Annotated in this window: 15 protein-coding genes; 7 read left to right on the top strand and 8 right to left on the bottom strand. The window is 58.1% G+C overall.

What is annotated here, in order from left to right; translation table 11 throughout:
* Positions 1–101 precede the first annotated feature (101 nt).
* From HY26_RS07315 to HY26_RS07340, 6 genes are all read right to left on the bottom strand, one after another.
* Positions 102–1,331: a TolC family protein gene (locus HY26_RS07315; protein ID WP_112073251.1), complete on the bottom strand. Its 1,230-nt coding sequence runs from the start codon at positions 1,329–1,331 to the stop codon at positions 102–104.
* Positions 1,328–1,639 (bottom strand): DUF3240 family protein, encoded by a 312-nt coding sequence (locus HY26_RS07320; protein ID WP_034767225.1) that lies wholly within the window; start codon positions 1,637–1,639, stop codon positions 1,328–1,330. The genes HY26_RS07315 and HY26_RS07320 overlap by 4 nt, the downstream gene beginning before the upstream one ends.
* Positions 1,615–4,725, bottom strand: a complete 3,111-nt coding sequence (locus tag HY26_RS07325) for an efflux RND transporter permease subunit (protein ID WP_034767223.1) — start codon at positions 4,723–4,725, stop codon at positions 1,615–1,617. The genes HY26_RS07320 and HY26_RS07325 overlap by 25 nt, the downstream gene beginning before the upstream one ends.
* A gap of 5 nt (positions 4,726–4,730) precedes the next feature.
* Complete coding sequence (locus HY26_RS07330) at positions 4,731–5,786, bottom strand: efflux RND transporter periplasmic adaptor subunit (protein WP_112073252.1); 1,056 nt, start codon at positions 5,784–5,786, stop codon at positions 4,731–4,733.
* Between the two features lie 130 nt (positions 5,787–5,916).
* On the bottom strand, positions 5,917–6,921 hold the full coding sequence (locus HY26_RS07335; RefSeq protein WP_034767218.1) for a HAMP domain-containing sensor histidine kinase: 1,005 nt from the start codon (positions 6,919–6,921) through the stop codon (positions 5,917–5,919).
* Complete coding sequence (locus tag HY26_RS07340) at positions 6,918–7,592, bottom strand: response regulator transcription factor (protein WP_034767215.1); 675 nt, start codon at positions 7,590–7,592, stop codon at positions 6,918–6,920. Before HY26_RS07340 ends, HY26_RS07335 begins: the two co-directional genes overlap by 4 nt.
* Positions 7,593–7,780: 188 nt before the next feature.
* On the opposite strand from HY26_RS07340, the gene HY26_RS07345 reads away from it, so the two are divergent.
* On the top strand, positions 7,781–8,260 hold the full coding sequence (locus HY26_RS07345; protein ID WP_034767212.1) for a MarR family winged helix-turn-helix transcriptional regulator: 480 nt from the start codon (positions 7,781–7,783) through the stop codon (positions 8,258–8,260).
* Here HY26_RS07345 and proB read toward each other — a convergent pair.
* Positions 8,257–9,420 carry a glutamate 5-kinase gene (proB, locus tag HY26_RS07350; protein WP_034767210.1) on the bottom strand — a complete coding sequence of 388 codons (1,164 nt, stop codon included), beginning with the start codon at positions 9,418–9,420 and terminating at the stop codon, positions 8,257–8,259. The two genes, HY26_RS07345 and proB, sit on opposite strands and share 4 nt — an antisense overlap.
* Positions 9,421–9,667: 247 nt before the next feature.
* On the opposite strand from proB, the gene HY26_RS07355 reads away from it, so the two are divergent.
* Positions 9,668–10,447 carry a pyrroline-5-carboxylate reductase gene (locus HY26_RS07355; RefSeq protein WP_233351557.1) on the top strand — a complete coding sequence of 260 codons (780 nt, stop codon included), beginning with the start codon at positions 9,668–9,670 and terminating at the stop codon, positions 10,445–10,447.
* Positions 10,448–10,644: 197 nt separating this feature from the next.
* A complete protein-coding gene (putP, locus tag HY26_RS07360) occupies positions 10,645–12,147 on the top strand; it encodes a sodium/proline symporter PutP (RefSeq protein ID WP_034767208.1) in 1,503 nt (500 codons plus the stop codon).
* Between the two features lie 21 nt (positions 12,148–12,168).
* Here putP and HY26_RS07365 read toward each other — a convergent pair whose 3' ends face one another.
* Positions 12,169–12,870 carry a TetR/AcrR family transcriptional regulator gene (locus HY26_RS07365; RefSeq protein ID WP_112073253.1) on the bottom strand — a complete coding sequence of 234 codons (702 nt, stop codon included), beginning with the start codon at positions 12,868–12,870 and terminating at the stop codon, positions 12,169–12,171.
* A 418-nt stretch (positions 12,871–13,288) separates the two neighbouring features.
* Between HY26_RS07365 and HY26_RS07370 the strand changes: the two genes are divergently transcribed.
* From HY26_RS07370 to HY26_RS07385, 4 genes are all read left to right on the top strand, one after another.
* On the top strand, positions 13,289–15,004 hold the full coding sequence (locus HY26_RS07370; protein ID WP_233351558.1) for a CIA30 family protein: 1,716 nt from the start codon (positions 13,289–13,291) through the stop codon (positions 15,002–15,004).
* Between the two features lie 516 nt (positions 15,005–15,520).
* Positions 15,521–18,562, top strand: coding sequence for a TonB-dependent receptor domain-containing protein (locus tag HY26_RS07375; RefSeq protein WP_233351559.1), 3,042 nt, complete (start codon positions 15,521–15,523; stop codon positions 18,560–18,562).
* 479 nt (positions 18,563–19,041) lie between these two features.
* Positions 19,042–20,667, top strand: coding sequence for a gamma-glutamyltransferase family protein (locus tag HY26_RS07380; protein ID WP_255342772.1), 1,626 nt, complete (start codon positions 19,042–19,044; stop codon positions 20,665–20,667).
* 59 nt (positions 20,668–20,726) lie between these two features.
* Positions 20,727–23,690, top strand: a complete 2,964-nt coding sequence (locus tag HY26_RS07385; RefSeq protein ID WP_146740197.1) for an amidohydrolase family protein — start codon at positions 20,727–20,729, stop codon at positions 23,688–23,690.
* Positions 23,691–23,838 lie beyond the last annotated feature (148 nt).

Consider the following 23,838-nt stretch of genomic DNA (forward strand, 5'->3'; position numbering starts at 1 on the left):
GAAACGGTGGCCGGATCCGGACACGGGCTGAACTTCCCGACAATTGGGTGACTTTGCCGGAGCGCGGGAGCGTGTCCGGGCGGAGGTGCCGGTGAAGGCAGTTATTCCGTTTCCGGACCACCTGTCAGAGCCAGCAGCAGAAGCACGTCGCTTTCCAGCCGCGCGCGTTGTTCCGCCACCATCCGTTCGGCCGAGATCAGGGCACGCCGGCCGTTCAGGAATTCGGTGATGGTGATCTCGCCATACTCGTAGCCTTTCTGGATCGTCTCCAGAATCTTCCGGGAGGACTCGGCTGTCTCAAGGGATTTTTCGTAGAGTGTCATCGAAGCGCCAAGAGACTGCCGCGCAGACTGCACCGCCTGGAAGGCTTCTCGCTGGGCGGTGACGCGGTCCAGCTCGGCAACGGTGGCGCTGGCAGACATTTCCTGCGCATAGGCCCGGCGGGCCGAGCCGCCGATGGGAATACTGACCCGGGCCATGACACTGGTTTCGGATCCGCCAAACTCATTGCCGAAGTCGAGTCCGAAGGTCGGGTCCGGGCGCTTCTCCATCCGCGCGCGCTGTGCCTTCAGCCGGGCCTGTTCCGCGACCAGGCCCGCGCGGCGATAAGACGGTGTGTTCTCGATATTCGCCTCGAACAGGGGGGATATCATCTCATCGGACACATCGAGCGGCGCAGTCCGCTCCGGAAACACGATATCGGGATAGCGGGCGACCAGGGCCGCGCGGGCGACCTGAGCGGCTGTCCGGTCCTGCTCGGCCTGCAATTGCAGCAAACCGGCCTCGGCGGCCAGCTGGTCCGCCCGGATCTGGCGCTCTGCACCTTTGTCCACGGCGATCTGCTGGAGTTCGGCGATGCGCAGCGCTTCCGCCGCCTGAGACGCAGAGGACTCCGACAACAGGTCCGCCCGGCGCCAGGTATTCCAGAGCGAAGCGAACTTCTCCCGCTCGGCGAACAGGGATTGGTCGAGCCCGGTACCGGCAAGGTCGATTTCCAGCTGCGCCAGATTGGAGTCGACCTGGCGCTTGCCCGGCAGGCGCACAGTGCGGGAAATGCCGGCAGACCATTCCGTATACCGGTTCTCCGATGCCAGAGGGTCGTCGATCTTGCGCTGCCCGCCGCTGGCATTCATCTCGAACTCATAAGGGCCGGAAGCGATCCGCCGCGCCGAGGCGCTCGCCCGGTCCACATCGGCCTTAGCAGAGCGGTAAGACGGGCTCGTCCGGATGGCCTGTTCCATCAGGTCGACAACAGGATCGGTCTGGCTGGCGGCAGGTTGGGCGAAGAAGATGGCGCCAGCAAACGCGGCGGCAAGAAGAGGCAGTTTCATTTGAGGCGTCCAAAATCGAGTACGGGTTCGATCCAGTAGGAGATCTGGCGGCGCGGGCAGGCCTGGCGGATGGTTTCCAGAACGAGCGGAATGGCATTCTCCGGCAGGACCATCAGCACAGTGAAGACTTTCATCGCGCCTTTCACCTTTTCCGCGGTCGAGGCGAGATCCATCGAGCTGCCATGGCCGAGCCCATCATGGCTGGTATAGCCGGGCAGCGGCGGGTCAATCGCGTCCAGCGTGTCCAGCACGGTGGGCTGAATGCTTTTCGGGCAGACAAGCGTCAGTTTGCGTAGGGGCGAATCCATTGAACCTCTCCTTGCGGCACACCGGCTGGCGTGCGGTCGACACCGAACCGGCGGTAAAGCACCGGCAGAAGGAACAGTGTCAGAATGGTGGAAGAAACGAGCCCGCCGACCACAACGATCGCCAACGGACGTTGGAGTTCGGAGCCCGGGCCATGCGCGAACAGGAGCGGGACGAGGCCGAGGGCAGCGGCTGTCGCGGTCATCAGGACCGGACGCAGCCGGCGTTCAGCCCCCTGTCGCACGGCCTGTTCCGTGTCGAGACCAAGTGCGCGGAGATCATTGAAACAGGTGACCAGAACGAGCCCATTGAGGACAGCGATGCCGAGGAGGGCGATGAAGCCCACCGATGCCGGAACGGAAAGGTACTCGCCTGACAGGCTAAGCGCGATGATCCCGCCAACCAGTGCAAACGGAATGTTCAGCAGGATCAGCAGCGCCTGCCGCATCGATCTCAGGGTGCCGAACAGGACAATAAAGATCAGGCCGAGTGACAGCGGCACCATCAGTGACAGGCGGGCCGACGCGCGGCGCTGGTTCTCGAACTCACCGCCGAACTCCAGCGTGTAGCCAGCCGGCAACGCGACCGTCGCATCGACTGCGGCCTGAGCATCGGCGACGAAGCCGACAAGGTCCCGCCCTGATACGAAGGCCTGCACCACGGCGTAGCGAGACCCATTTTCGCGGGCAACGGAGGCGAGCCCGGCGACACGGGATACAGTGGCGACATCGGAGAGGCGCACCATCTCGCCGGCCGGGTTCACGATCAGAAGGTTGCCGAAGTCAAAGGCGCCAGTTCCTTCGGCCTGGTTCTGACGGATGACGATCGGAGTCCTTCGGCCTGGTTCAATGACTTCGCCAGCGAGAACACCTTCAAGGCGCGACCGCAGCTCATCCTGGATTGTAATGACATCCAATCCCAGACGGCCGGCCCGAATCGGATCGATTTCGACCTGCAGATACTCGGAAACATCATTCGATGCAGTGAATACGTCCGCGGCGCCCGGAACGGTCGAGATGGCTTGTTCCACACGCCCGGCCAGATCAGCCAGTTCATCGGAGTTGGGTCCGAAGATCTTGACGGCCAGGTCTCCCCGGGAACCCGTCAGCATTTCGGAGACACGCATCTCGATCGGTTGGGTGAAGGAGGACTCAATGCCGACAAAGTCGTCCATGACACTGCGGACTTCTCCGACCAGCCATTCCGTATCCGGCCCGCGCCACTCTTCCCGCGGTGCGAGTTCGAGGAACATGTCAGCTTCATTCAGGCCCATCGGATCGAGGCCGAGCTCATCCGAGCCGATGCGGCCAACAATGTGCTCAACTTCCGGAACCTTATCCAGAATGGCGGCTTGCGCGCGCATGGCGTCGGCTTCGCTTTGATTGAGGTTGATGGAGGGAAGCGCCGCGAGCTGCATCACCACAGCCCCCTCATTCATGGTCGGCATGAAAGTCTTGCCCGTGGACGTGTAAGCGAAGCCGGCAAACACCACGCTGATTGCCGCAACCGCGTAGACGATCACCGGCATGTTCAGGGTGCGGTTCAGAAGGCTGCGATATGCCGGCGTAAGTACCCGCATGAGGAAGGTCTCATGCGCTCCGGAGGATTTTAGCAGATAGGATGCAAGCACCGGGATAAGTGTGCACGCAAGCAGAAGGGCGGATCCGAGGGCGAACACGATGGCCAGTGCCACCGGTGCGAACAGTTTCCCTTCAAGGCCTTGCAGCGTGAGCAACGGAACGAAGACGAGGCAGATGATGAAGATGCCCGAAGCGGTCGGCAGAGCGACTTCGGATGCTGCGCGATAGATGACATGCAGCTTGCTGGATTTCGGGTTCTCGTGCAGGCGTTCGACGGCATTTTCCGTGACCACGATGGCACCATCCACGATCATGCCGATCGCGATGGCAAGACCGCCAAGGCTCATCAGGTTCGCCGAGAGGCCAAACATTTTCATCAGGAGGAAAGTTGCCAGTGCAGATGCAGGCAGGATGAGGGTCACGACTAGCGCAGCGCGCCAATCCCCGAGGAAGACGATGAGAAGGGCAATCACGAGAACAACTGCTATCAATAGCGCTTCCGTAACTGTCCAGACTGCTTTTTCGATCAGGTCGGAGCGATTGTAGAAGACTTCGACTCTTGTGCCCTCGGGCAGGCTGTTCTGGAGTTCAGCGAGCTTGTCTTCGACGCCTTTAATGACCGTCCGGGCATCAGCCCCGCGGAGGGCGACAACGATACCTTCGACAGCTTCGCCGGCTCCGTCGCGGGTGACGGATCCGTAGCGTGTGAGGCTGCCAAGCTGGATGGTTGCAATATCACGCAGACGGAGGACTTGCCCATCCGTTTCACGGATCACCAGCGCGCCGATATCTGCTTCGTTTTCGGTTGCGCCGATGGAACGAACGACGAGGGCTTCCTCTCCTTCTGACATCCGGCCGGCGCCGTCATTGCGATTGTTGTTCTCAAGCGCTGTGCGGATGTCATCCAGGCTGATGCCTGCCATCGCCATGGCCGCTTCGTCCGGTGCGATGTTGAATGTCCGAACGCGACCGCCAAGGGCGTTGACGTCCGCCACCCCCGGCAGGGTGCGCAAAGCGGGGCGGATGACCCAGTCGAGCAGGGAACGGCGCTCCTCAAGGGAGAGGTCGTCGCTCTCGATGGTGAACATGAAGACTTCCGACAGGGCGGTGGAGATCGGGGCAAGGCCACCGGAAACCGTTTCCGGGAAATCTCCACTAACAGCCGTCAGGCGTTCGGAGACCTGCTGGCGCGCCCAATAGATGTCTGTGCCTTCCTTGAAATCGATGGTGACGTCGGCGATCGCATACTTCGCCTTGGCGCGCATAACAGTCTGGTCGGGAATGCCGAGCAGTTCCATTTCGAGCGGACGGACAACGCGGGACTCGACTTCCTCCGGCGTCATGCCAGGGGCTTTCAGGATGATCTTGACCTGCGTGGGGGCGATCTCGGGAAAGGCGTCAATAGGAAGGCGGGCCGATGCATAGAGGCCGGCTATGGCCAGCAGCAGGGCGGCGCCCAGGATGAAGATACGCTGCGTGAGCGAAAAGGAAACAAGGCGATCCAGCACGGTCCTCAGACTCCTTCAGCGAGGTTCTTAAGGGCAGCCAGACCGGAGACGGCGACCTGATCGCCGGGGGAGACGCCGGCGTTCAGCACTGCATCGTCGCGGCTGCGGGTGATTATGCTGACTTCCACACGGCGGAAGCCTTCGCCCGTATCGATGAAAACACAGTCTGTACCGTTGATGCGGACGATGGCGCGCGCGGGAATGACGAGATTTGTTTCCTGCTCCGCTGTATCGAGAGACAGGTTGACCAATTGGCCGAGGCGCCATGAGGACGAGGTGGGCAGTTCAATCTTTATTCGGACAGACTGCAAGCGCGCGTCGACCGTGGGATCAATCGCCACCACAGTCCCTTTTCCGGCAGATCCGGGCAGGGATACCGAGGACCCGATCGAGAATGTGTTTGCCACACGCTCCGGCAACGCGACATCAAGCCAGTAGCGCTTGCCGTCAAAGATCGAGAGAAACGGTTCGGACATGCCAACCGCCTCACCGGCAGCGACCGATACGCTGGCCACCGTGCCGGAAGCAGGCGCGACAAGCTTGAAGCGGCCGGCACCGCCCGCGCTGCGTACCGCACTCAGGCGGCGCTGCGAGGCTGCGAGATTAAGGTGAGCCGATTTTGAATCGTGCTCGGCTTCATCTGCTTCCTGCGCGGAACGCAATCCGAGTTCACGAAGCTCCAATGCGCGCTCAAGCAGGTGATCCATGTGTTCGGCCATGATGCGCTGGGATTCGACTTCCGCGCGGGCCGTTTCATATTCAGGACTGTAGAGTAGGGCGACCGGATCTCCGGTCTCCACTTGCATGCCGGGAATGACCAGCGGCTCCAGCAGCACGGCTTCGAACGGGCTGGCGACGGGCGAGGAGTTCCCCGGAGGGGCAATCACGGTTCCAAATGTCCGTGTACCCTCAATGGAGCTCTCTGTCCGAACAGGTTCAGTCGTAATGCCGAGCGCTTTCCGGCTCGCCGCAGTGACTTCAACTGTCTGGGAAAGTGCCGGTTCGCCTAATATTGCCAGTGAGGTAACCGCAAGCGCTGTGCGCAAAACCCAATTCACCATCGTCTTCTCGCCGTGTCGTGGTTTCTGTCCATGACAACGTTCTGACAGCGCTCACTGACGCCAGCCTGACGGGGAATTGCGCATCTGCATGTGTGGCATGCGGAATTTGCAGCACCCGCATGCTTAAAAATCAGGCAGGGCGAGCGGTTGGAAACCGAAGGGCAAGACCGGAGGACTCCGGCAGGCAGGTGACCAGTTCGCCGCCATGGGAGTCGGCAATCCGGTCAGCAATCGCGAGGCCAAGCCCCGCTGCACCGCCCGGGGCCCGGTCAGCCCGGATGCCACGCGCCTTGAGCCGTTCCAGTTCGTCCGATGTCAGACCCTGTCCACCGTCTATGACAGCGAGGTTAGCCCCGGGGCCCGCGCGGACGATAACTTCGCTGCCTTCGGGAGCGGCGCGGAGGGCATTGACGATCAGGGTCCGCAAGGACGCCGCCACGGCTTCCTCCAATCCGCGGAATGGGGCGGGATGGTCGGTTTCCACAGACAATTCCCTGCCAGCCTGGATCGCGGCAGGGGCGAGCTCCGCCACGATGCGGCGGGCCAGACTGTCCGGCTCGATCAGGCTGCGACGTTGCGCCGTGTCCGGCGCATTGCTGCGGGCGAGCAACAGGAGCTGGTCGACCATGTCAGACAGTGCGTGGATCTGTGCACGCAAGGGAGCCGCGTCTTCTGCTGGCAACTTGTCGAGCGAGAGCGCGAGGATCGAGAGCGGGGTTTTCAACTCGTGCGCAGCGTCGGCGGCAAAGGCTTCCTGCCGTCTGGCATGTTCTGCCAACCGGCTGGTGAGTTCGTTGACAGCGTCCGTAAATGGCGTGAGCTCTGCAGGCAGTGCGTCGGGTGGCATTTGGTAGCTGCGAAGGTCTTGCGCGGCTTCCCTGACATCGCCTGCAATGGCTTTCAACTGGCGCTCCACGCGGCGCACGACCAGAAGCGCGCCAATGCCGAAGAGGGCGAGGAACACGCCAAAGGGGACGAGCACATGCTCGGTGATCTCGCGTACTGTTCGCCAGAACGGCGGTGGGTTCGGGCTGAGTAGGCCGTACTCATAGATCACCATGAGGGTGAGCACGACACCTCCCGCAAGGCCGGAGATCAAAAGGCCGCGCAGCAATCTGCCAGCGATGGAGTTCATGATGTTCTCCGGTTTCCGAACAGATACCCGACACCCCGGACCGTGTGGAGGATGTCCTCTTCACCGGCCTCGGCGAATCTACGCCGCAGTCTTGATGCGACAGCTTCGAGCGCGTTGGGCGTCACGGGATCCGCGGCGCTATAGAGTGCGCCTTCAATCCGTTCGCGTGGAACGACCTTGCCAGCATTACGAAGGAGAATTTCCAAGAAATCCGCTTCCTTGCGTCCAATTGCAAGCGGCCGGCCGGAGAGTTCTGCCTGCCGGCTGGTTGTATCAAAGGTGACGTCGCCGACCGTCAGGACGACCGGGTCGCGGCGGCCGGGCCGGCGGATCAGCGCTCGCAGACGGGCGGCGATTTCTTCGACTTCGGCAGGTTTGACCAGGTAATCGTCCGCCCCTGTGTCCAGACCGGTAACGCGGTCATCCAGGGTGCTGCGGGCAGACAGGATCAGAACGGGCGGGCGGTCCGCCGGCAGGCCGCGCAGCCAGTCGATTCCATCGCCATCCGGAAGGCCGAGGTCCAGCATGATCACGTCGAATTGCCCAACGGCCATGTGATCGTCAGCTTCGGCGATACCGCCGGCAATGTCGCTGTCGATGCCGCGCGCGCCAAGACGCTCGGCCAGCAGGCTGGCCAGTTCGCGATTGTCTTCGATGATCAATGTTCGCATGCGTATCTGGAGTCCGGAATTTTAAAGTATCTTACCAGCAAAAGCTGACATCGTCCTGACCAGTTGCGCCTGCTGAACAATGACCTCCGGCAGCCTCCCTTGGGCCAGCGCGGGATGACTGCGGAAGGACGGCCGGGTGCGACGTCCTGAACTGGACAAGTGCGACTTGCAGGTTATTGCATCACCAGATGAGCCAGTATCACGATCTTCTCGTTGCGCTGCGGAAAATAACCCGCGCCATTGATATGCACTCCAAAAAGCTGGCGAAGGACACCGGATTAACGGCGCCCCAATTGCTGGTTCTGCAAAGTGTCGCTGGCGCCAAGCGTGCGAAACCGAGTGACATCGCGCGGCAGGTTCACCTGTCGCAGGCGACGATCACATCGATCGTGGACCGGCTGGTGCGGGCAGGGCTGGTTGTCCGGGAACGCAATGAGCATGACCGGCGGAGCCTGGAAGTCGTGATCACTGAAGAGGGGAAGCGGCGCCTGGTGGATGCGCCCGAGCTCCTTCAGGAGGGGTTCCTGTCATCTTTCAATGGGTTGGCAGACTGGGAAAAGTCGCTTCTCGTTTCCAGCATGCAAAAAGTCGCGTTCATGATGAACGCAGACAATCTTGATGCCGCACCAATCCTGCAGGTCGGCGATATAAGCGATCCGGGAACCTAACGGTTCTCAATCTGCTCCAGCTCATTTTCCGGAGGCGTGTCCCACTGGATGTGCCGGCCATCGAGCACAACGATGTTGTCGCGGCTGACGATGGTCGCATTCGTCTGGAAGCCCAGCAGTTGCTTGGCAGGAATTTCCTTGTTTCGCGCGAGGATCAGGGTTTCCTCTGCCGTGAAGTTTGAGAGACCGCGGGCGCGCTCATTTCCTGATTCATCATAGATGTGGAGTACATCACCCCGGACGAAGGTGCCCTGGATCGATTGAATGTCTTGGCGCAGCAATCCGCGTTCCCCGCGGCAAAGCGCGTCGGCTGACTCTTCAGAGACCACAATGCTGCCGGCCATCTGAAGGCGGTCGGTCAGCCAGGCCGTCCAGTCGGTCGCCGGCTTGTCGTGTGCGATGCATCTGGTGTGCTTGCGCGACCCGTCGAGCAGGGAGGTCACCGGATTTTCCGCTTCACCATTCCCGATGATTGTGGTGCAGCCTGAGTTCTGGGCCATATTTGCGGCCTGCATCTTTGTCAGCATGCCACCGCTGCCGAGACTGCTCACGCCTTTGGTGACTTCGAGGAATTCGTTCACGTCATTCACGGTTTCGACCAGTTGTGCGCCTGGCTCTTCCGGATTGCGATCGTAGAGGCCATCCACGCAGGTCAGGATGATGAGAGTTTCGGCCTGCACCATCTGGGCGACCTTGGCCGCAAGCCGGTCATTGTCGCCGACGCGGATTTCTTCGGTCGTAATGGAGTCGTTCTCATTGACGATTGGCGTGATGCCGGCCTGAATCAGCCGGTGCACTGTGTTCTTCGTATTGAGGAAGCGGCGCCGGTCTTCGAGGTCTTTCAGCGTGATCAGCACCTGTGCGATGTCGAAGCTGTATTCGTGTGCGACCTGCTTGTAGGCATTCAGCAGGATTGGCATGCCGCACGCGGCAGCTGCCTGCTTGTCCCGCAAACCAGCCGTTTCCTGTGTTTCACCGATCGTGTTCAATCCGAGTGCGACAGCGCCGGATGAGCAGATCAGGACTTCATATCCATCATCGCGGAGCGTTTTAACATCGTTCAGCAATTGCTGCATGAACGCCCATCGCGGCGTCAGCAGCTCTTCATTGGCCAGTAGGCTGGATCCGATCTTGATAACGATACGCTTAGATTTAGGCACACAGGGCTCCCTTGGTTCCTCGGGCTACGACCTAGGCTGCGTTGGGTTGGTTCGCAACACGATTAGAGCACAAAGTAACAGTCTTTGGCTTAATATGCGGTGATAGCCCCGTATTTCTTCCAGAATTAACAGTTCATTGTCCGTAATTGTTCCGAAAGCAGGCTGCAAACGAAGGGAAACCGCAGCAGAATATTTGAATTCAAAGTAAGATCGGCCTATGTGCGGGGCATTCAGATTCGGAGGTTTCATGCACGTATTGATGGTTGGTTGTGGAAATATGGGCGCATCACTGCTGGCCCGTTGGGTAGATGTCCCGGGTATGACTTACTCGGTCGCTGACCCGGTCGCGACGTTCCCGGATTCACGTGTCAAATCCTTCAAGTCAGCAGAAGACGTCGAAGGTGGTCCGTTTGACCTGCTGGTTATCGCCGTGAAGCCGCAACTGATCGCGGACGTCATTCCGGACTACCTCGATCACCTTAAGGCAGATGCTCCCGCGCTTTCCATCGCTGCGGGCGTATCCTGTGAGCGGCTGGAATCGATTGTTGGTGCGCGTCCAGTCATTCGCGTCATGCCCAATCTGCCCGCCAGCATTGGGAAGGGCGTGAGCGGCCTGTATTTCACCGACAAGACTCCGGACGGTGCGAAAGAGACGGCGCAGCAGATGATGAGGGCTGCCGGCACTATCGTGGAGGTCGAAGAGGAGTTCGATCTCGACAAGGTGACCGCCATTGCGGGTAGTGGACCGGGTTATGTCTTCGAGATCGCGCGAGCCTACATGGAAGCGGCCAAGGAGCTTGGCTTTGAAGAAGAGCAGGCCCGCAAACTGGTGCTCGACACCATTGCCGGAACGATCGAGATGGCTGTCGGCTCGACCGATGACCTGGCCGACATGCGCAACGCCGTGACCAGTAAAGCGGGCACCACCGAGGCGGGCTTGAACGCCCTGAATGGAACCGGAGACCTTTCCCGGTTGTTGATTGGGGCAACACAGGCAGCGTACAAGCGCGCAGTCGAGTTGAGGTAACGCGTTTCATAGCGATGCAGGGGCAGGGCATGATGATATCACGCAGGACATGCAAGCGACGTCAGACTTTCATGACGCGCGTACCAATGGAGTGCGTTTTCTAGGCGCAATGCGGAAATCGCCAAGGCAGCAAAATCTCTCGATGGGTCGCTTCAGTTGGCCCTTTTCGAAATACGAACACCTGAAAAAGTGAGCCTATGAATTACGAAGCTCTGATCTCTCTTGCGGTATACTTTGTTCTGATGCTGGCCATCGGCCTTTATGCATACCGAAAATCCACCAGTGATGTTTCCGAATACATGTTGGGCGGGCGTAAGCTTCACCCAGCCGTCGGTGCGCTGTCTGCTGGCGCATCCGACATGAGCGGATGGATGCTCATGGGCCTTCCGGGCGCGGTTTTCGTGTCCGGGTTCAGCGCTGCCTGGATCGCTGTGGGTCTCGTTATTGGCGCGTATCTCAACTACCTCTTTGTTGCGCCACGTCTGCGCGTCTACACAGAGCTGGCAGACGACGCGATCACCATTCCGGACTTCTTCGAAAAGAGGTTCCACGACAAGTCACGTGCGCTGCGTGTTCTTTCTTCGGTCGTGATCGTTATCTTCTTTACACTGTATACGTCTGCGGGCGTTGTTGCTGGTGGCAAATTGTTTGAGGCCTCGTTCGGTCTCGATTACCAGCTGGGCTTGTTCCTGACAGCTGGTGTGGTTGTTGCCTACACGTTGTTCGGCGGATTTCTTGCCGTCAGCCTGACCGACTTTGTTCAGGGCTGCATCATGTTTGTGGCGTTGATCCTCGTGCCAGTCGTTTCCTTTATCGTCCTGAAGAACGAAGGTGACTGGGCCTCGGCTGCTGCTTCCGTTGAGCCTGGCTATTTCGGCATGTGGCCGAAGGGCATGACTGTGATGGGGGTCATCTCATTGCTTGCCTGGGGGCTTGGCTATTTCGGCCAGCCGCACATCATCGTCCGGTTTATGGCTATCCGTTCCCTCAAGGATATTGCCACGGCCCGCTATATTGGCATGAGCTGGATGATCGTGACGGTGATTGGTGCCGTGCTCACGGGGATCGCCGGCTATGCCTACACTTATGCTCACGGCACTCCTGTGGATGATCCTGAGACGATTTTCATCATTCTTTCCCAAATTCTGTTCCACCCGCTTGTGGCCGGTTTCCTGCTAGCAGCCATTCTCGCGGCGATCATGAGTACGATTTCGTCTCAGTTGCTTGTGTCTTCCAGCTCGCTAACGGAAGACTTCTACAAGACGTTCCTTCGCAAGGAAGCGAGTCAAGGGGAGCTGGTTGCGGTTGGCCGGATATCTGTGCTTGTCGTTTCGCTGGTCGCGATCGGGTTGGCATTTGATCGATCCAGCAACATCCTCTCGCTGGTCGGCAATGCTTGGGCCGGTTTCGGCGCTGCATTCGGGCCGATTATCCTTCTCAGCCTCTATTGGCGTGGTCTTACCCGGAACGGTGCGTTGGCAGGCATGATTGTCGGGGCTGTCACGGTGTTGTTCTGGCTCTATGCGCCGATTGAGATCGACGGGAAGTCGCTCTCCGACATTATCTATGAGATCGTGCCGGGCTTCGTGCTGGGTGGTACAGCTGCCATTGTGGTCAGCATCGTGGGCCGGGATGTGTTGCCTCACGTTGCGCACCGCTTCGGCGAGATGGAGAAGTTGATGCAGGAAGACAACAGCTAGGCTGCACCCCAAAGAAAAGGTTCAGGAGCCGTTTCGCAGGCGCGCGTGATAGCTTGCGACGAGGAAGCAGACTTCCCGCGTGATTTCTTCTTCCCGCTCCGGGGCCTCCAAGGCCATCTCGGTCGCCGAAAACATCAATTCGATTGTCAGCTTGGTTGCCATGGCAAGTCGATCTTCGGGGATGTCGGGCAAGTTCTTGCGGAGCGCTTCCAGGATCTCTTCGCTAACAAGGTCACGGGAATCCAGCCGGACTTCCTTGAGCACGGGAATGACCCGCATAACGCGGACGACCCAGGCGCCTCCGGGAAATGTCTTCGTGATTTCGTTTACTCGTTTCTGGATTCGCAGGATGCTTTCTGCTGAAGACTCGAATGACTGCGTATCGATCCCCCCCTCGCGAAGCCATTCGAAAACGGCCTGGTCCTGCGCCTCCATCAGGCGTCGGCCGAGTTCGTGAAGGATGGCGTACTTGTTGGGGAAGTATCGGTAGAGTGCTGGCGGGGTGAGGCCGGCGCGCTTGCAAACCATATTGGTCGACAACCGTTCGAAACCGACCTCGGAAAGCAGGTCCCCGGTCACGGACAGGATCGTTTCGAATGTGTTGCGTGCGCGGTCCTGGGATGGAGAGACTTTTGTCTCCAGCTCGACACCATCCGAAGCCTGAGGCGTATTGTCGGGCTGAGGGCGTTTGGTCAAATCTGAATTCTGCCCCGGTCCGGGCATGCTTGCTCCCCTCAGCCTTCGGTTGACCCCGTTCACGTTTAGCTTGAGGGGTGATTGTTATACTTACATTACAGTTAAGCGCAATCGGCACGCCAAGTCTATCCAACAGCGAACGCGGATCGGGTCTATAGCTATGCAATCAAAGCACTTTTTCGGTTTTCTGATGTTTCGTAGAGGACGCTGGAGGCGTGCACCGCCACTTTGGCAACGTAAATAAAACATTCTGAATTGAAGGCTTTAAATGGGTTTGTTTGCCCGCCGGAGAGGCGTGAATGACCCCCAAAAAATCTGAGCAAAAAATTCTGTTCGATCTGGATAGAAAGTCAGTTCAAAGCGTCTGGTTCATATACGTGCGTGCAAAGTGCAGAGGACGAGTATGGTCGGCAGGTTATTGAATTCGTGCCTTTTGGCGGTGTGCGTGGCTGGATCCGCGTTTGCTCAGGATCTGGCGATCACGGGCGTCACAGTCTTCGATGGCACGGGTGCTGATCCCTACAAAGCGACTGTGGTGTTTGAAGACGGTCTTATCTCGTCGGTCGACAAGGCGGCCGGGCCTGCCCCCGCGGGCGTACCCGCGATTGATGGCGACGGCCTGTCACTTTTGCCTGGCTTCTTTGACCTGCATGTTCACTACACACCGATTGGCCAGCCGGCGACCACGCCTCAGATTTCGCAGGAATATGCCAAGACCGGTGTCACGTCCGTTTATGATTTTGCCCAGCCACCGGAAGCCTTCGCGCCTCGCCGCGAGTGGCTGGAGTCGCTGCCGGGTCCGCGTGTGAATTTCGCGGCGCGTATGAGTACAACCAACGGGCATGGCGCTGACTGGTCTGACAAGAGTACGACCAAGTGGGTCAACACACCCTATGCGGCCACCGAAGCGGTCAAGGAGCTGCTGCCCTACAAGCCTGACGTCATCAAAGTTTTCACGGATGGCTGGCGTTATGGCTCCGGTGTCGACAATACGAGCATGAATGAGCCGACCCTGACAGCATTGGTTGAAGAGGCTCATGCTCATGGCTTGAAGATTCTGACCCATACCGTGACCAAGGACCGGGCTGAGATTGCCGGCCGGTCCGGCGTGGATATCATTGCGCACTCCGTACTCGACAAACATGTGGACCAGGAAACCATCGACACGCTCAAGGCTGGCGGTACGGCTTACGCGGGGACGCTTGCTGTCTATAATCCTGACAAACCGGAGACGACGGAGTTTGAGCGCGAGCATCCGACATTCAAGTCGCGTCAGGCACGGTTCCAGGTGGGTTTGGACAACATGAAGGCGCTGTATGAAGGTGGCGTCCTTATCGCGCTGGGTACCGATGCCGGAATGCCGCGTACGCCACATGGGTACTCCACACTTTCCGAAATGGAATTGATGGTGCGCGCGGGCCTCCCGGCGAAGGCTGCCTTGATGGCGGGTACTTCCAACAGTGCACGCGCTGTTGGGGTGTATGACCAGCGCGGCTCCATCGAAGTTGGCAAAGATGCCGATGTGGTTCTGATCGCCGGTAAGCCTTGGGAAGATATTTCCGATTTGCACAAGACGAAATACACCTTCGTTGGCGGAGACAAGGTGTTTGGAGAGGGGGCGCCGGTGCCGGTTTCCTCGACTGTGATGGAATCGTCCAGTATTTCGAGCGCACTCATCGATGATTTCGACCGGGAAGATGGGCGCTCCTCGCGTGACACTCTTGTTGTTGGTGATCCTGATGGAGGGATGGAGCGCAGCTGGCAGGTTTTTGAGATTCGCGACGATGGTGAGCGCGGAGGTGTGCTGCACCTGTCTGCAGATCTCGCGCTACGCGAAGAGGCCCGGGCGGGTATTGTCATTCCAATGAATGTTGGGTCGGTTCAGCCTGTGGATGGGGCGTCTTATCAGGGCATTGTCTTCGATATGCGCGGAGATGAGAAACCCTACACCTTGACTGTGTCGACCACAGAAGGCCGCTGGGAGCGGCAATTCGAAGTGGGTCAAGATTGGGAAACTGTCAGTATTCCGTTTAAAGATCTTAGTGCTCCCGCGGAAGGTGTTAAGTGGTCAGGTGATGGCATCGTTGATGTGCGGTTCCTGATCAAGAGGCCGGGCGGTGAGGCAGTATGGTATGAGCTTGATAATGTCAGGTTTTACTGAGCATTAGTGCGTTTGCGTAATCGAGTCTGGGTGCTAGAAACAACAAAATTCGTGTACGAATAAAAAAGTGAAATCGCCCCTCGGGTGCCGAGGGCGATTTCCATGGTTTTCTTCTTCGCAATTTCTTTGTGTACTGCGTGATGATTTTATCTGCGCAGGTGCAACATTTGTGTGCAGCTGACACAAAAAGGAAAAATATTGACATTTTTTCGTGTGCGATGAGGCGTGCGCCGATAGCCTGCTTATTGCTCAATGAAGAGCAAGGAATGTGGTCAACGGCGGCCGCACAAAAAATCCGAACACAGATTTAACTAGTTCTGGCCGCGCTTGGTCGTGCCAGCGGGTGCAAGAGCTGCGCGAATGTCCGGCAGGGGGTCTGCCGGCAAGGCGGAGACTTGCGGGAAAAAAGAAGCTCAGGAGTCAGCAAAAATGAAATCCAGTGGATTGAGGGGGTCGATGAACGGGAACGGCGTCGCGCGCGTCGTGAAGTCGGGACGATTCATGCGGCATTGTGCAATGACAGTATCTACAAGCGCGCTTTTGCTTGGTGTGCTGTCGCAAGGGGCGTTGGCCCAAGAGGAGGCGGAAGACGACACTGCCCAGATGGAAAAGGTTCTGGTTGTTGGCTCCCAGATTGCTGGTGCCAAGGTTTCCGGCGCCCTTCCGGTTTCGGTTGTATCGCCTGACGAAATCGAGGCGACTGGCGCGGTTTCCGCAGAAGAGCTCTTCCGGACCGTTCCCTCAGCCGGTGATATTACCTTCAACGGCACTTATCTCGGAGGTGGCAACTCAAACGCTGCCCGGGGTGACGTGTCGACGGTCAGCCTGCGTGGTCTGGCCCAGGGCAATACGCTGCTTCTGATCAATGGCCGCCGCTCGGTGGTCCACCCGACATCGCAGACCGACAACCAAACTCCGGTCTTTGGTTACAACGTCAATGCAGTTCCGGTTCAGGGGCTGGCGCGCGTTGAGGTTCTGAAAGACGGCGCCGCCGCTCTTTATGGATCCGACGCTGTTGCGGGCGTTGTGAACAACGTCCTCCGGTCCGACTTCGAAGGTCTGGATGTCAATCTTCAATATGGACTGGCCGAAGGGACGAACCTGACTGAATTCACCGGGGATATTCTCTACGGCACGGATTTCGCGAACGGCAAAGGTAACATCTCTGTCTATCTCGGCGGCACAACGCGGGATTCCCTGCTGCGCTCTGACCAGGAGTACACCAACCTCGCCGATATGCGCCCATTGACCGACGGCACCAATTGGGCGGGCGTCGCATGGGATAACCGTTCGACCTGGACGAGCCCCTGGGGGCAGTTCACGCCGGTCGATACGTCTATTGGTGAGATCAGTGCAGACGGCACAGCTTTTACTGACGCGGCAGGCACCTTCCACGTTCAGCCTGCGGACTTTGGTGCAGGGTGTCGGTACGATGTCGGTGGCGACATTTGTTATGGCGCAGGCAGCATCTTTACATCTGCATACAGAGATATGCGGCATGACGACCTGGAGACTTTCGATACGCTGACCATGCTGCCGGCGGTAGATCGCTTCAACATGTTCAGCTTCGCGAACTACGATGTTTCCGACAGCCTGCGAGTGTATGGCGAGGTTGGTTATTACAATGCGACGTCAGAGGCGGTTATTGCTTCCAGTGGTTCCCTGGGATCTGGTCCGATCTACATCGCTTCGGATGCATACTGGAACCCGCTGGGGCCTGTTGGGTCGGCAAACCGTATCGATGGGCTCAGCGCGAACGTTCCGGCAGAAGGCGTGGATCTTGTGATCAACTCCTACAGCGCCGTGGATGCAGGTACACGTGACGTTGTCGTCGATAACGAGCAGATCAGGCTCCTCGCTGGTGCAAAAGGTGATGCATTCGGATGGGACTGGGACTCTGCAATCCTCTATACCGAAGCCACCGTGAAGGATTCTGCTGACGGGTATGACTCGCGACTGTTCCAGGAGGCTATCAACCGTACAGACGCCACCGCATACAACCCGTTCTGTGGTGGTGATCCGGCGGTGCCGGATGTCGGCGCTCCGGATTGCAACTCGCAGGAAACGATCGACAGTTTCCGCATCACTCAGGTTCGTGAAAACAAGACCACGCTTGCTTTGGCAGACTTCAAAGTTTCCAAGCCGGATCTGTTCTCGATCTGGGCAGGTGATATCGGTGTTGCTGGCGGTATCGAGTTCCGTCGTGAGACCTATCACGACGACCGCGATCCGCACCAGGATGGCTCGCTGCCTTACTATGACCAGATCACGGGGAACCTCGTTTCAGACTCCAGCCTGATGGGACACAGCCCATCGCCGGACGTCAAAGGCAACCGGAATGTTTCTTCAGCCTATTTCGAACTGGCTGTGCCACTGGTCTCACCTGAGATGAACATCCCGTTCGTTCAGGCGCTCGATCTACAGGCTGCGGCTCGTTATGAGGACTACTCAGATGTCGGGTCAGTCTCGAAGCCGAAGGTCGCAATGTCGTGGGATGTCATTGACGGTCTTCGCTTCCGTGGATCCTGGTCGGAGGGTTTCAAGGCGCCGAACCTTGAAGTGGTCAACACGCCGCTTCTGGAACGCGTCAATGGCTATCCGGACTACATCCAGTGTGAGGCAGCCCTCAGCCAAGGCCGGATCACCGACTTCAGCCAGTGTGCGACGCTGGGTGTGACGGTTGCCAGCCTGCGCTCGGGTAACTCCGAACTGGAACCAGAAGAATCGGAAAGCTCGTCCTACGGCGTGGTGTTCGAACCTCAGTTCATTCCTGAAAAGTTCGGTTCGCTCACGCTCACGGCAGATGTCTGGAGCATTGAGCAGAAGAACCCGATTGGCCTTCTGAATGACTCTGTCGCCCTGTCGTATGACTATCTGCTTCGTTTGCAGGGCAGCTCTAACCCGAACGTAATCCGTGCGGACCCAACACCTCAGCAGATCGCGGACTTTGCCGGCACAGGACTCACGCCAGTTGGCGATGTGGTCAACGTCATTGCCCGGTTCACCAACCTTTCGCCGCTCAAGGTCGAAGGTATCGACTATGGTGCGTATTGGGATGTCCCGGTTGGTCCGGGTGAGCTTTCGGTCAATCTCAATGCCACCTATCTGGACACCTACTATCAGAGCCCGACGGCTGAAGCTGCGGCTCTTCTGGAAGGGCTGGCTGACGGAACGGTTAATCCGTATGTCACTGTCACCGGCGGTGGTAGCCTGATCCAGGAGAACGGGCGTCCGGAGTGGAAATATTCCATGTCGATGGCATATGACATCGCGAACTGGAAGTTCGGTGCGTTCTCGCAATACACCAGCGAAGTTTTCCAGACGAGCGTCAGCAGCTCGACCTATGGTCCATGGCCGATCGAAGACCATATGACCTGGAATTTCTACGGCCAATATACAGTCGAGAACGACACCTGGACAGACGGCACAGCCATTCGTGTTGGTGTGCGGAATGCGTTCAACGAAGATCCGCCGCTGGCTGATACCTACGGTTATCTCTCGTCCCTGTATCAGCCGCTGCCGCGCTACTGGTATGTGAATGTGAAAAAATCCTTCTAAGAAGGATTGGTCTCCGAATGGAGTCCGGGGCGGTGCAATCGTGCCACCCCGGACTTTCGTCCCGGGGTGGTGGTTGCTTGTCAACCGCTGAACCCTGGTTTCATCTGCATGCTTTGATCATCAGCCATCCATCGCGATTGGCGATGGGGTGTTGAAGGGGAGCTCAGGGATTCATGAAAAAGCTCACAGAGCAAAGTAACGCTGATCGAAACAAGCTTGAGCATACGGATGCTCATGGTCTGGACCGTAGGAAATTTCTGACTGCGGGCGCAATTGCCGCAAGTGGCGTTGCTGTTGCATGTGTGTCTCCGGTAGACGCGGCAAATTCAGGTGTTGCGTCCCTGGAACCAGTTCGGCCGCCGGACGCACCCGAAAGCGGTGACCTGAACGTTGCGGCGCATCGCGTCGAGACCCCGGGTCCGCGCGGCGTCGTCACGGCAGGTCATCCGCTCGCTGCGTCGGCTGGTCTGAGGATGTTCATGCAAGGTGGCGCAGCCGGCGATGCTGCGGTCGCGACAATGGCTGTTCTCAATGTGGTCGAGCCGTGGGCTTCCAGTATTGCCGGGAACGGATTTGCGACAGTCTATGACAAGCCGAGCGGTCAGGTCAGAGCCTTGAAATTCGGCGGCGCGGCACCTTTCGCACTAGATCCGAAGAGCGATCCCAAAGCATTTGACTGGGGGGTAAAGGCCGCCACGACCCCCGGTGCATTTGACGGCTGGATCGAACTGCTTCGCAAGCATGGGCGCCTGTCTCTGGGGGATGTAATTGCGCCAGCAATTGATTTGGCCAGAAACGGCCATCCGATAGATCCCTCCATTGCCCGGATCATAGAGTACATGCAGGGGCGCTTGCAGATGCACCCGACCACGGCGGAAGTATTTCTGCCGGGTGGGAAGACACCAAAGCCGCGCCAGATTCTGACCAATGAAAACCTCGCCAGAACGTTCGAGTCGCTGGTCGCAGAAGAACAAAAGGTTCTGGCTGGCGGTGGTGATCGCGATACCGCACTGCTTGCGGCAAGAGAGTATTTCTACAACGGCCCAATTGCGGCTGAGCTTGATCGGTTTTTCCGCGAAGTCGGTGGCTGGGTGAGAAAAGCCGACCTGGCTGCCTACAACGCTGAGTGGGCAGACCCGGTAAAAACGACCTATCGAGGATACGAAGTCTATTCGACACCCCTGACCTCCCGCGGCGGACTCGAAGTTTGTATGCAAGCCAATCTTGTAGAGCGCTTTGACGTGTCCTCACTCAAGCCGGGAAGTACGCAGCTGCTGCATCTGCAAGCCGAAGCCATCAAGCATGCCAAGGCCGACATCTATGCCTATGCGGCGGATCCGAAATTTGCCGACGTGCCGGTCGCGGCGATGGTATCAAAAGCATACGCTGCGGATCGCGGCGCCATGATAAACCCTTCGCTGGCTTTGCCGTTCCCTGAGGTTACGGATTTCCGGCGTTACGACCCATCTGCACCTGCTCCGCCGGTGTCGGCAACGCGCACGCCTGACGACGACGCCCGATATAGCGATACGACAAGTCTGACCGTTGTTGATGAAGAAGGGAACACGATCGTTGTGACCACAACACTTGGCGGCGGTTTCGGCGCCGGTGTGATCGCGGGCAGTACAGGCTTCCTTTTGAACAATGGGATGCGCCTGGGGTCGACGTCGCCCTACGAAGACAACGTGAATTTTGTCGCGCCGGGACAGATCCCGATCCTCAACAACTCCCCGGTCGTGGTCATGAATAATTCCAAGCTTTGGGCTGCATTCGGAACGCCGGGCGGAGAAACGATCGGACAAAGTGAATTTCAGGTTCTGATGAGCCTGATCGATCATGGCATGGGAATTCAGGAGGCGATTGAGGCACCGCGCTTTGCGGTGAAGGCTGACCCGAATTTCTACCTGCCGGGCGCCAAATGCTTCTTGCAGCTGGAATCGAGATTCTCGTCGCAATGCCTCTCTGGTCTAAAGGCATTGGGACACATGGCAGATTATGTAGGACCTTACGCGATCGGAAGCATCCAGGGAGTGCGAGCATATGAAAACGGCGCTGTCATGGCGGGGGCCGATCCTCGACGGATGGCGATGGCGGCAGGCTGGTAAGGCCAGTTAATGTCCGTACTCGTTAGGTAATAGCGGACTTAAGGTTTTAAGGTTCTAAATTGGGAGAGATCCACGTGAGTTATAAAATGCGATTGAAATCAGCCGGGGCAGTTCTTGTGTTCGCGTCGGCAGTTCTGGTTGGCTGCAGTAGCCCGGGTGAAACAGCTGAGACCGAAAGCAAGGTGGAGGCTTCCGCCTCCGGTCCCGTGCTTATCGACGTTGAGATGACAGAGGGAACCAATATGTCAGCGGCGATGTCGCCCGACGGCAGCATGCTGATCCTGGCGCTGCAGGGCGTTCTGTGGTCCTTGCCTGCGGAAGGTGGTGAAGCGACAGCGCTGACACCAGCAGAACTGGATTCGCATGAGCCGGCCTGGTCACCGGACGGCTCTCTGATCGCATTCTACACCTATGCGGAGAATGGCTTCACGATCTGGACAATGAAGCCTGACGGATCGGATCTAACCCAACGAACCTTTGGCCCTTCTGATGCACGTTACCCATCATTCACGCCCGATGGCAGTAGCCTTCTTTATTCTGCCGATACTGAAGGGGGTTATCAGGTCTGGTCCCTTACGCTCGAAGAAGACGCCGAGCCGAAGCAGCTGACTGTCGCAGATGAAACCGGCTACGAGACGCCGTTGACACCTTACTTCTCAGGCTTTGGTAACGCAGTGTACCCAGTCCTGTCTCCGGATGGTTCGAAACTCGCATTCGTTATCGATGGTCAGATGGATGCACTGGTTGTCCGGGATATTGATACGGAAGAGAAGTTCAGCATAGCCTATACGGCGAATACACTTGGTGCGCCTGTCTGGGCGCCAGACGGCGAGTCTCTCTTTATTGCGGGTCTTCTGGGACGAGAGGGGCTGGTTACCCAGGCCTTCACGGATGGTTCCGACGCAAAATTGTTGGTGGAAGGAGGGGATGTGTTCCCGTTCCGGCCGTCCGTGCTTTCAGACGGTTCGGTACTGTACACAGCTGACGGCAAGGTGAATGTCATCGCGCCCGATGCTGAAGCGCCAACGAACATCGATTTTTCAGCCACAGTTGAGTTGAACCGAACACCCTATAAGCGCCGGGTTTATGATCTCACATCTACGGAAGCGAAGCCGGCACTTGGTGTGATTGACCCCACCCTGTCTCCTGATGGCAAAAGCGCTGTCTTCACGGCGGTTGGGGACCTCTGGATGGCGGACCTGGAGAGCGGCGAGACAAAGCAGCTTACCGATGATGATTTTATTGACATGTCTCCCAGCTGGTCACCCGACGGTTCAAGCATTGCGTTCGTCAGCGACCGGGGTGGCAAGTCTGATGTCTGGTTGCTGGAAGTTGCGTCAGGTTCCTTTACTCAGCTAACTGATGCAAGTCGCCCTGCCAACTCTCCGATCTGGTCGCCGGATGGGTCGAGTATTGCATACTTGTCAGATGCGCTCATCACAATCTTCCTCGGCGCGACAGTTAATATCGTTGATGTCTCTACCGGCAGCGAGACAGTGATTTCCGAACCGATTTTTGGGCCTAGCCCACCCGCGTGGTCGAGTGATGGGAATACTGTGCTCGTGGTTAGTCGTCTTCCGCAAACCAACAGGTTCCGTGAAGGCTACAATGCCCTTCTCCTGATGCCTGCTTCAGGTGAAGGTGAGACCAAATGGGTGGCACCACAAGGCATGGATGCCTCTCTCGGACGGCGCCAATGGAACCGCCCCGCCTGGTCGTCTGACGGCATGATCGTGTATCGTTATCAGGGGGCTCTTTATATGGCGCCTCTGACTGCAGATGGCAGCCTCGGGGAAATTTCTCTGGTCGCCGAAGCCGGGGAAAATCCGAATTGGTCAACTGATGGAACCAAACTGATCTACATCGACGGCGCGGACATCATGTTGTTCGATCGAACTACCGGCGAAACAAGCACGCTCGACATCAAGCCTGAATGGCACCGTGATATGCCGGACGAAGACTACACGATCCGCGCTGGCCATATGTTCGACGTGGCTGCAGGTGAATATCTCGAAAATGTGGATATCATTGTTGAGGATGGTGTCATCAGTTCCATCGAGCCAGCGGGAACAGCCGAACTCGTCGGGACGCTGGTCGACGCTTCAGACAAGTATGTCATTCCAGGCCTGATCGAGAGCCATACACACCAGTCGATCACACAAGGAAAGGCGCTTGGCGATATCTGGTTCAAGTATGGCATCACAACCGTGCGTGAGACAGGCGATGACCCCTATCACGCGGTCGAACGCCGGGAAGCGGCAGATGCCGGCCGCCGGTCTGCGCCACGGGTGTTCACAGCCGGACCGCTGAACGAGGGGGCGAGAGTATCATACGGCGTTTCCGAAACAGTCGGCACGGTGGAAGAGGCCGCCAATTCCGTCCGCCTCTCTACCGAACTCAAGCTGGACCTCTACAAGAGCTATGTGCGGCAGGATTATACGGTTCAGAAAGAGGTGATCGAACTTTCCCATGAATCCGGAATCCCGGTTACCGGGCATGAATTGTATCCTGCTGTCGCGAATGGCGTTGACCAGATGGAACATTTCGGAGCCACCAGTCGTCGTGGATATTCCCTGAAGAGCTCTCTGAACGGACATTCCTATCAGGATGTGATTGCCCTGATTTCGCAATCGGGAATGTATGTCACTCCCACGCTCGCGATGGGAAAGCGGGCAGGTTCGGAATTCGTTCAGGCCGGTCAGGATGCCTTGGTAGAAATCATCGAGAATGGCGGCAAAATAGTTGCCGGCACGGACTCCCCGTTCGTGCCTTATGGTGCTTCACTTCATGATGAGCTTGCAGTTTATTCCGAAGCTGGTGTGCCCAATGCAACCGTATTGAAGCTGGCGACAAGTCAGGCCGCTGAGGCAATCGGTGTCGGCGACCAACTGGGTCAGATTGCGCCGGGCTATCTTGCCGATATCACCATCCTGGATGCCGACCCGTTAGCAGATATTGCCAACACTTTGAGCGTCAGTGAAGTGATGAAAAACGGAGAGATCGTCTACACCAAACCGGAATAGGTTCCGGTCAGACCCAATGTCGTGATTTTCGAATACGGTCCATCTTCGCAGGAGTGCGAGGGTGGACCGTATTTGTGTCCTGTTGGCGCGCCCGTCGGCTCCGATATCAGCCGGGCAAGGAAACGAAAATTGGCATTCGATCCGCACG

Source organism: Hyphomonas sp. GM-8P (assembly GCF_003263315.1).
Classification (GTDB): domain Bacteria; phylum Pseudomonadota; class Alphaproteobacteria; order Caulobacterales; family Hyphomonadaceae; genus Hyphomonas.

Coding starts and splice junctions, on each gene's coding strand:
- HY26_RS07355 (WP_233351557.1), top strand. CDS start 9,668: ATGCACGTATTGATGGTTGGTTGTGGAAATATGGGCGCATCACTGCTG.
- HY26_RS07315 (WP_112073251.1), bottom strand. CDS start 1,331: ATGAAACTGCCTCTTCTTGCCGCCGCGTTTGCTGGCGCCATCTTCTTC.
- putP (WP_034767208.1), top strand. CDS start 10,645: ATGAATTACGAAGCTCTGATCTCTCTTGCGGTATACTTTGTTCTGATG.
- HY26_RS07345 (WP_034767212.1), top strand. CDS start 7,781: ATGAGCCAGTATCACGATCTTCTCGTTGCGCTGCGGAAAATAACCCGC.
- HY26_RS07365 (WP_112073253.1), bottom strand. CDS start 12,870: ATGCCCGGACCGGGGCAGAATTCAGATTTGACCAAACGCCCTCAGCCC.
- HY26_RS07340 (WP_034767215.1), bottom strand. CDS start 7,592: ATGCGAACATTGATCATCGAAGACAATCGCGAACTGGCCAGCCTGCTG.
- HY26_RS07330 (WP_112073252.1), bottom strand. CDS start 5,786: ATGGTGAATTGGGTTTTGCGCACAGCGCTTGCGGTTACCTCACTGGCA.
- HY26_RS07320 (WP_034767225.1), bottom strand. CDS start 1,639: ATGGATTCGCCCCTACGCAAACTGACGCTTGTCTGCCCGAAAAGCATT.
- HY26_RS07335 (WP_034767218.1), bottom strand. CDS start 6,921: ATGAACTCCATCGCTGGCAGATTGCTGCGCGGCCTTTTGATCTCCGGC.
- HY26_RS07375 (WP_233351559.1), top strand. CDS start 15,521: ATGACAGTATCTACAAGCGCGCTTTTGCTTGGTGTGCTGTCGCAAGGG.
- HY26_RS07380 (WP_255342772.1), top strand. CDS start 19,042: ATGCAAGGTGGCGCAGCCGGCGATGCTGCGGTCGCGACAATGGCTGTT.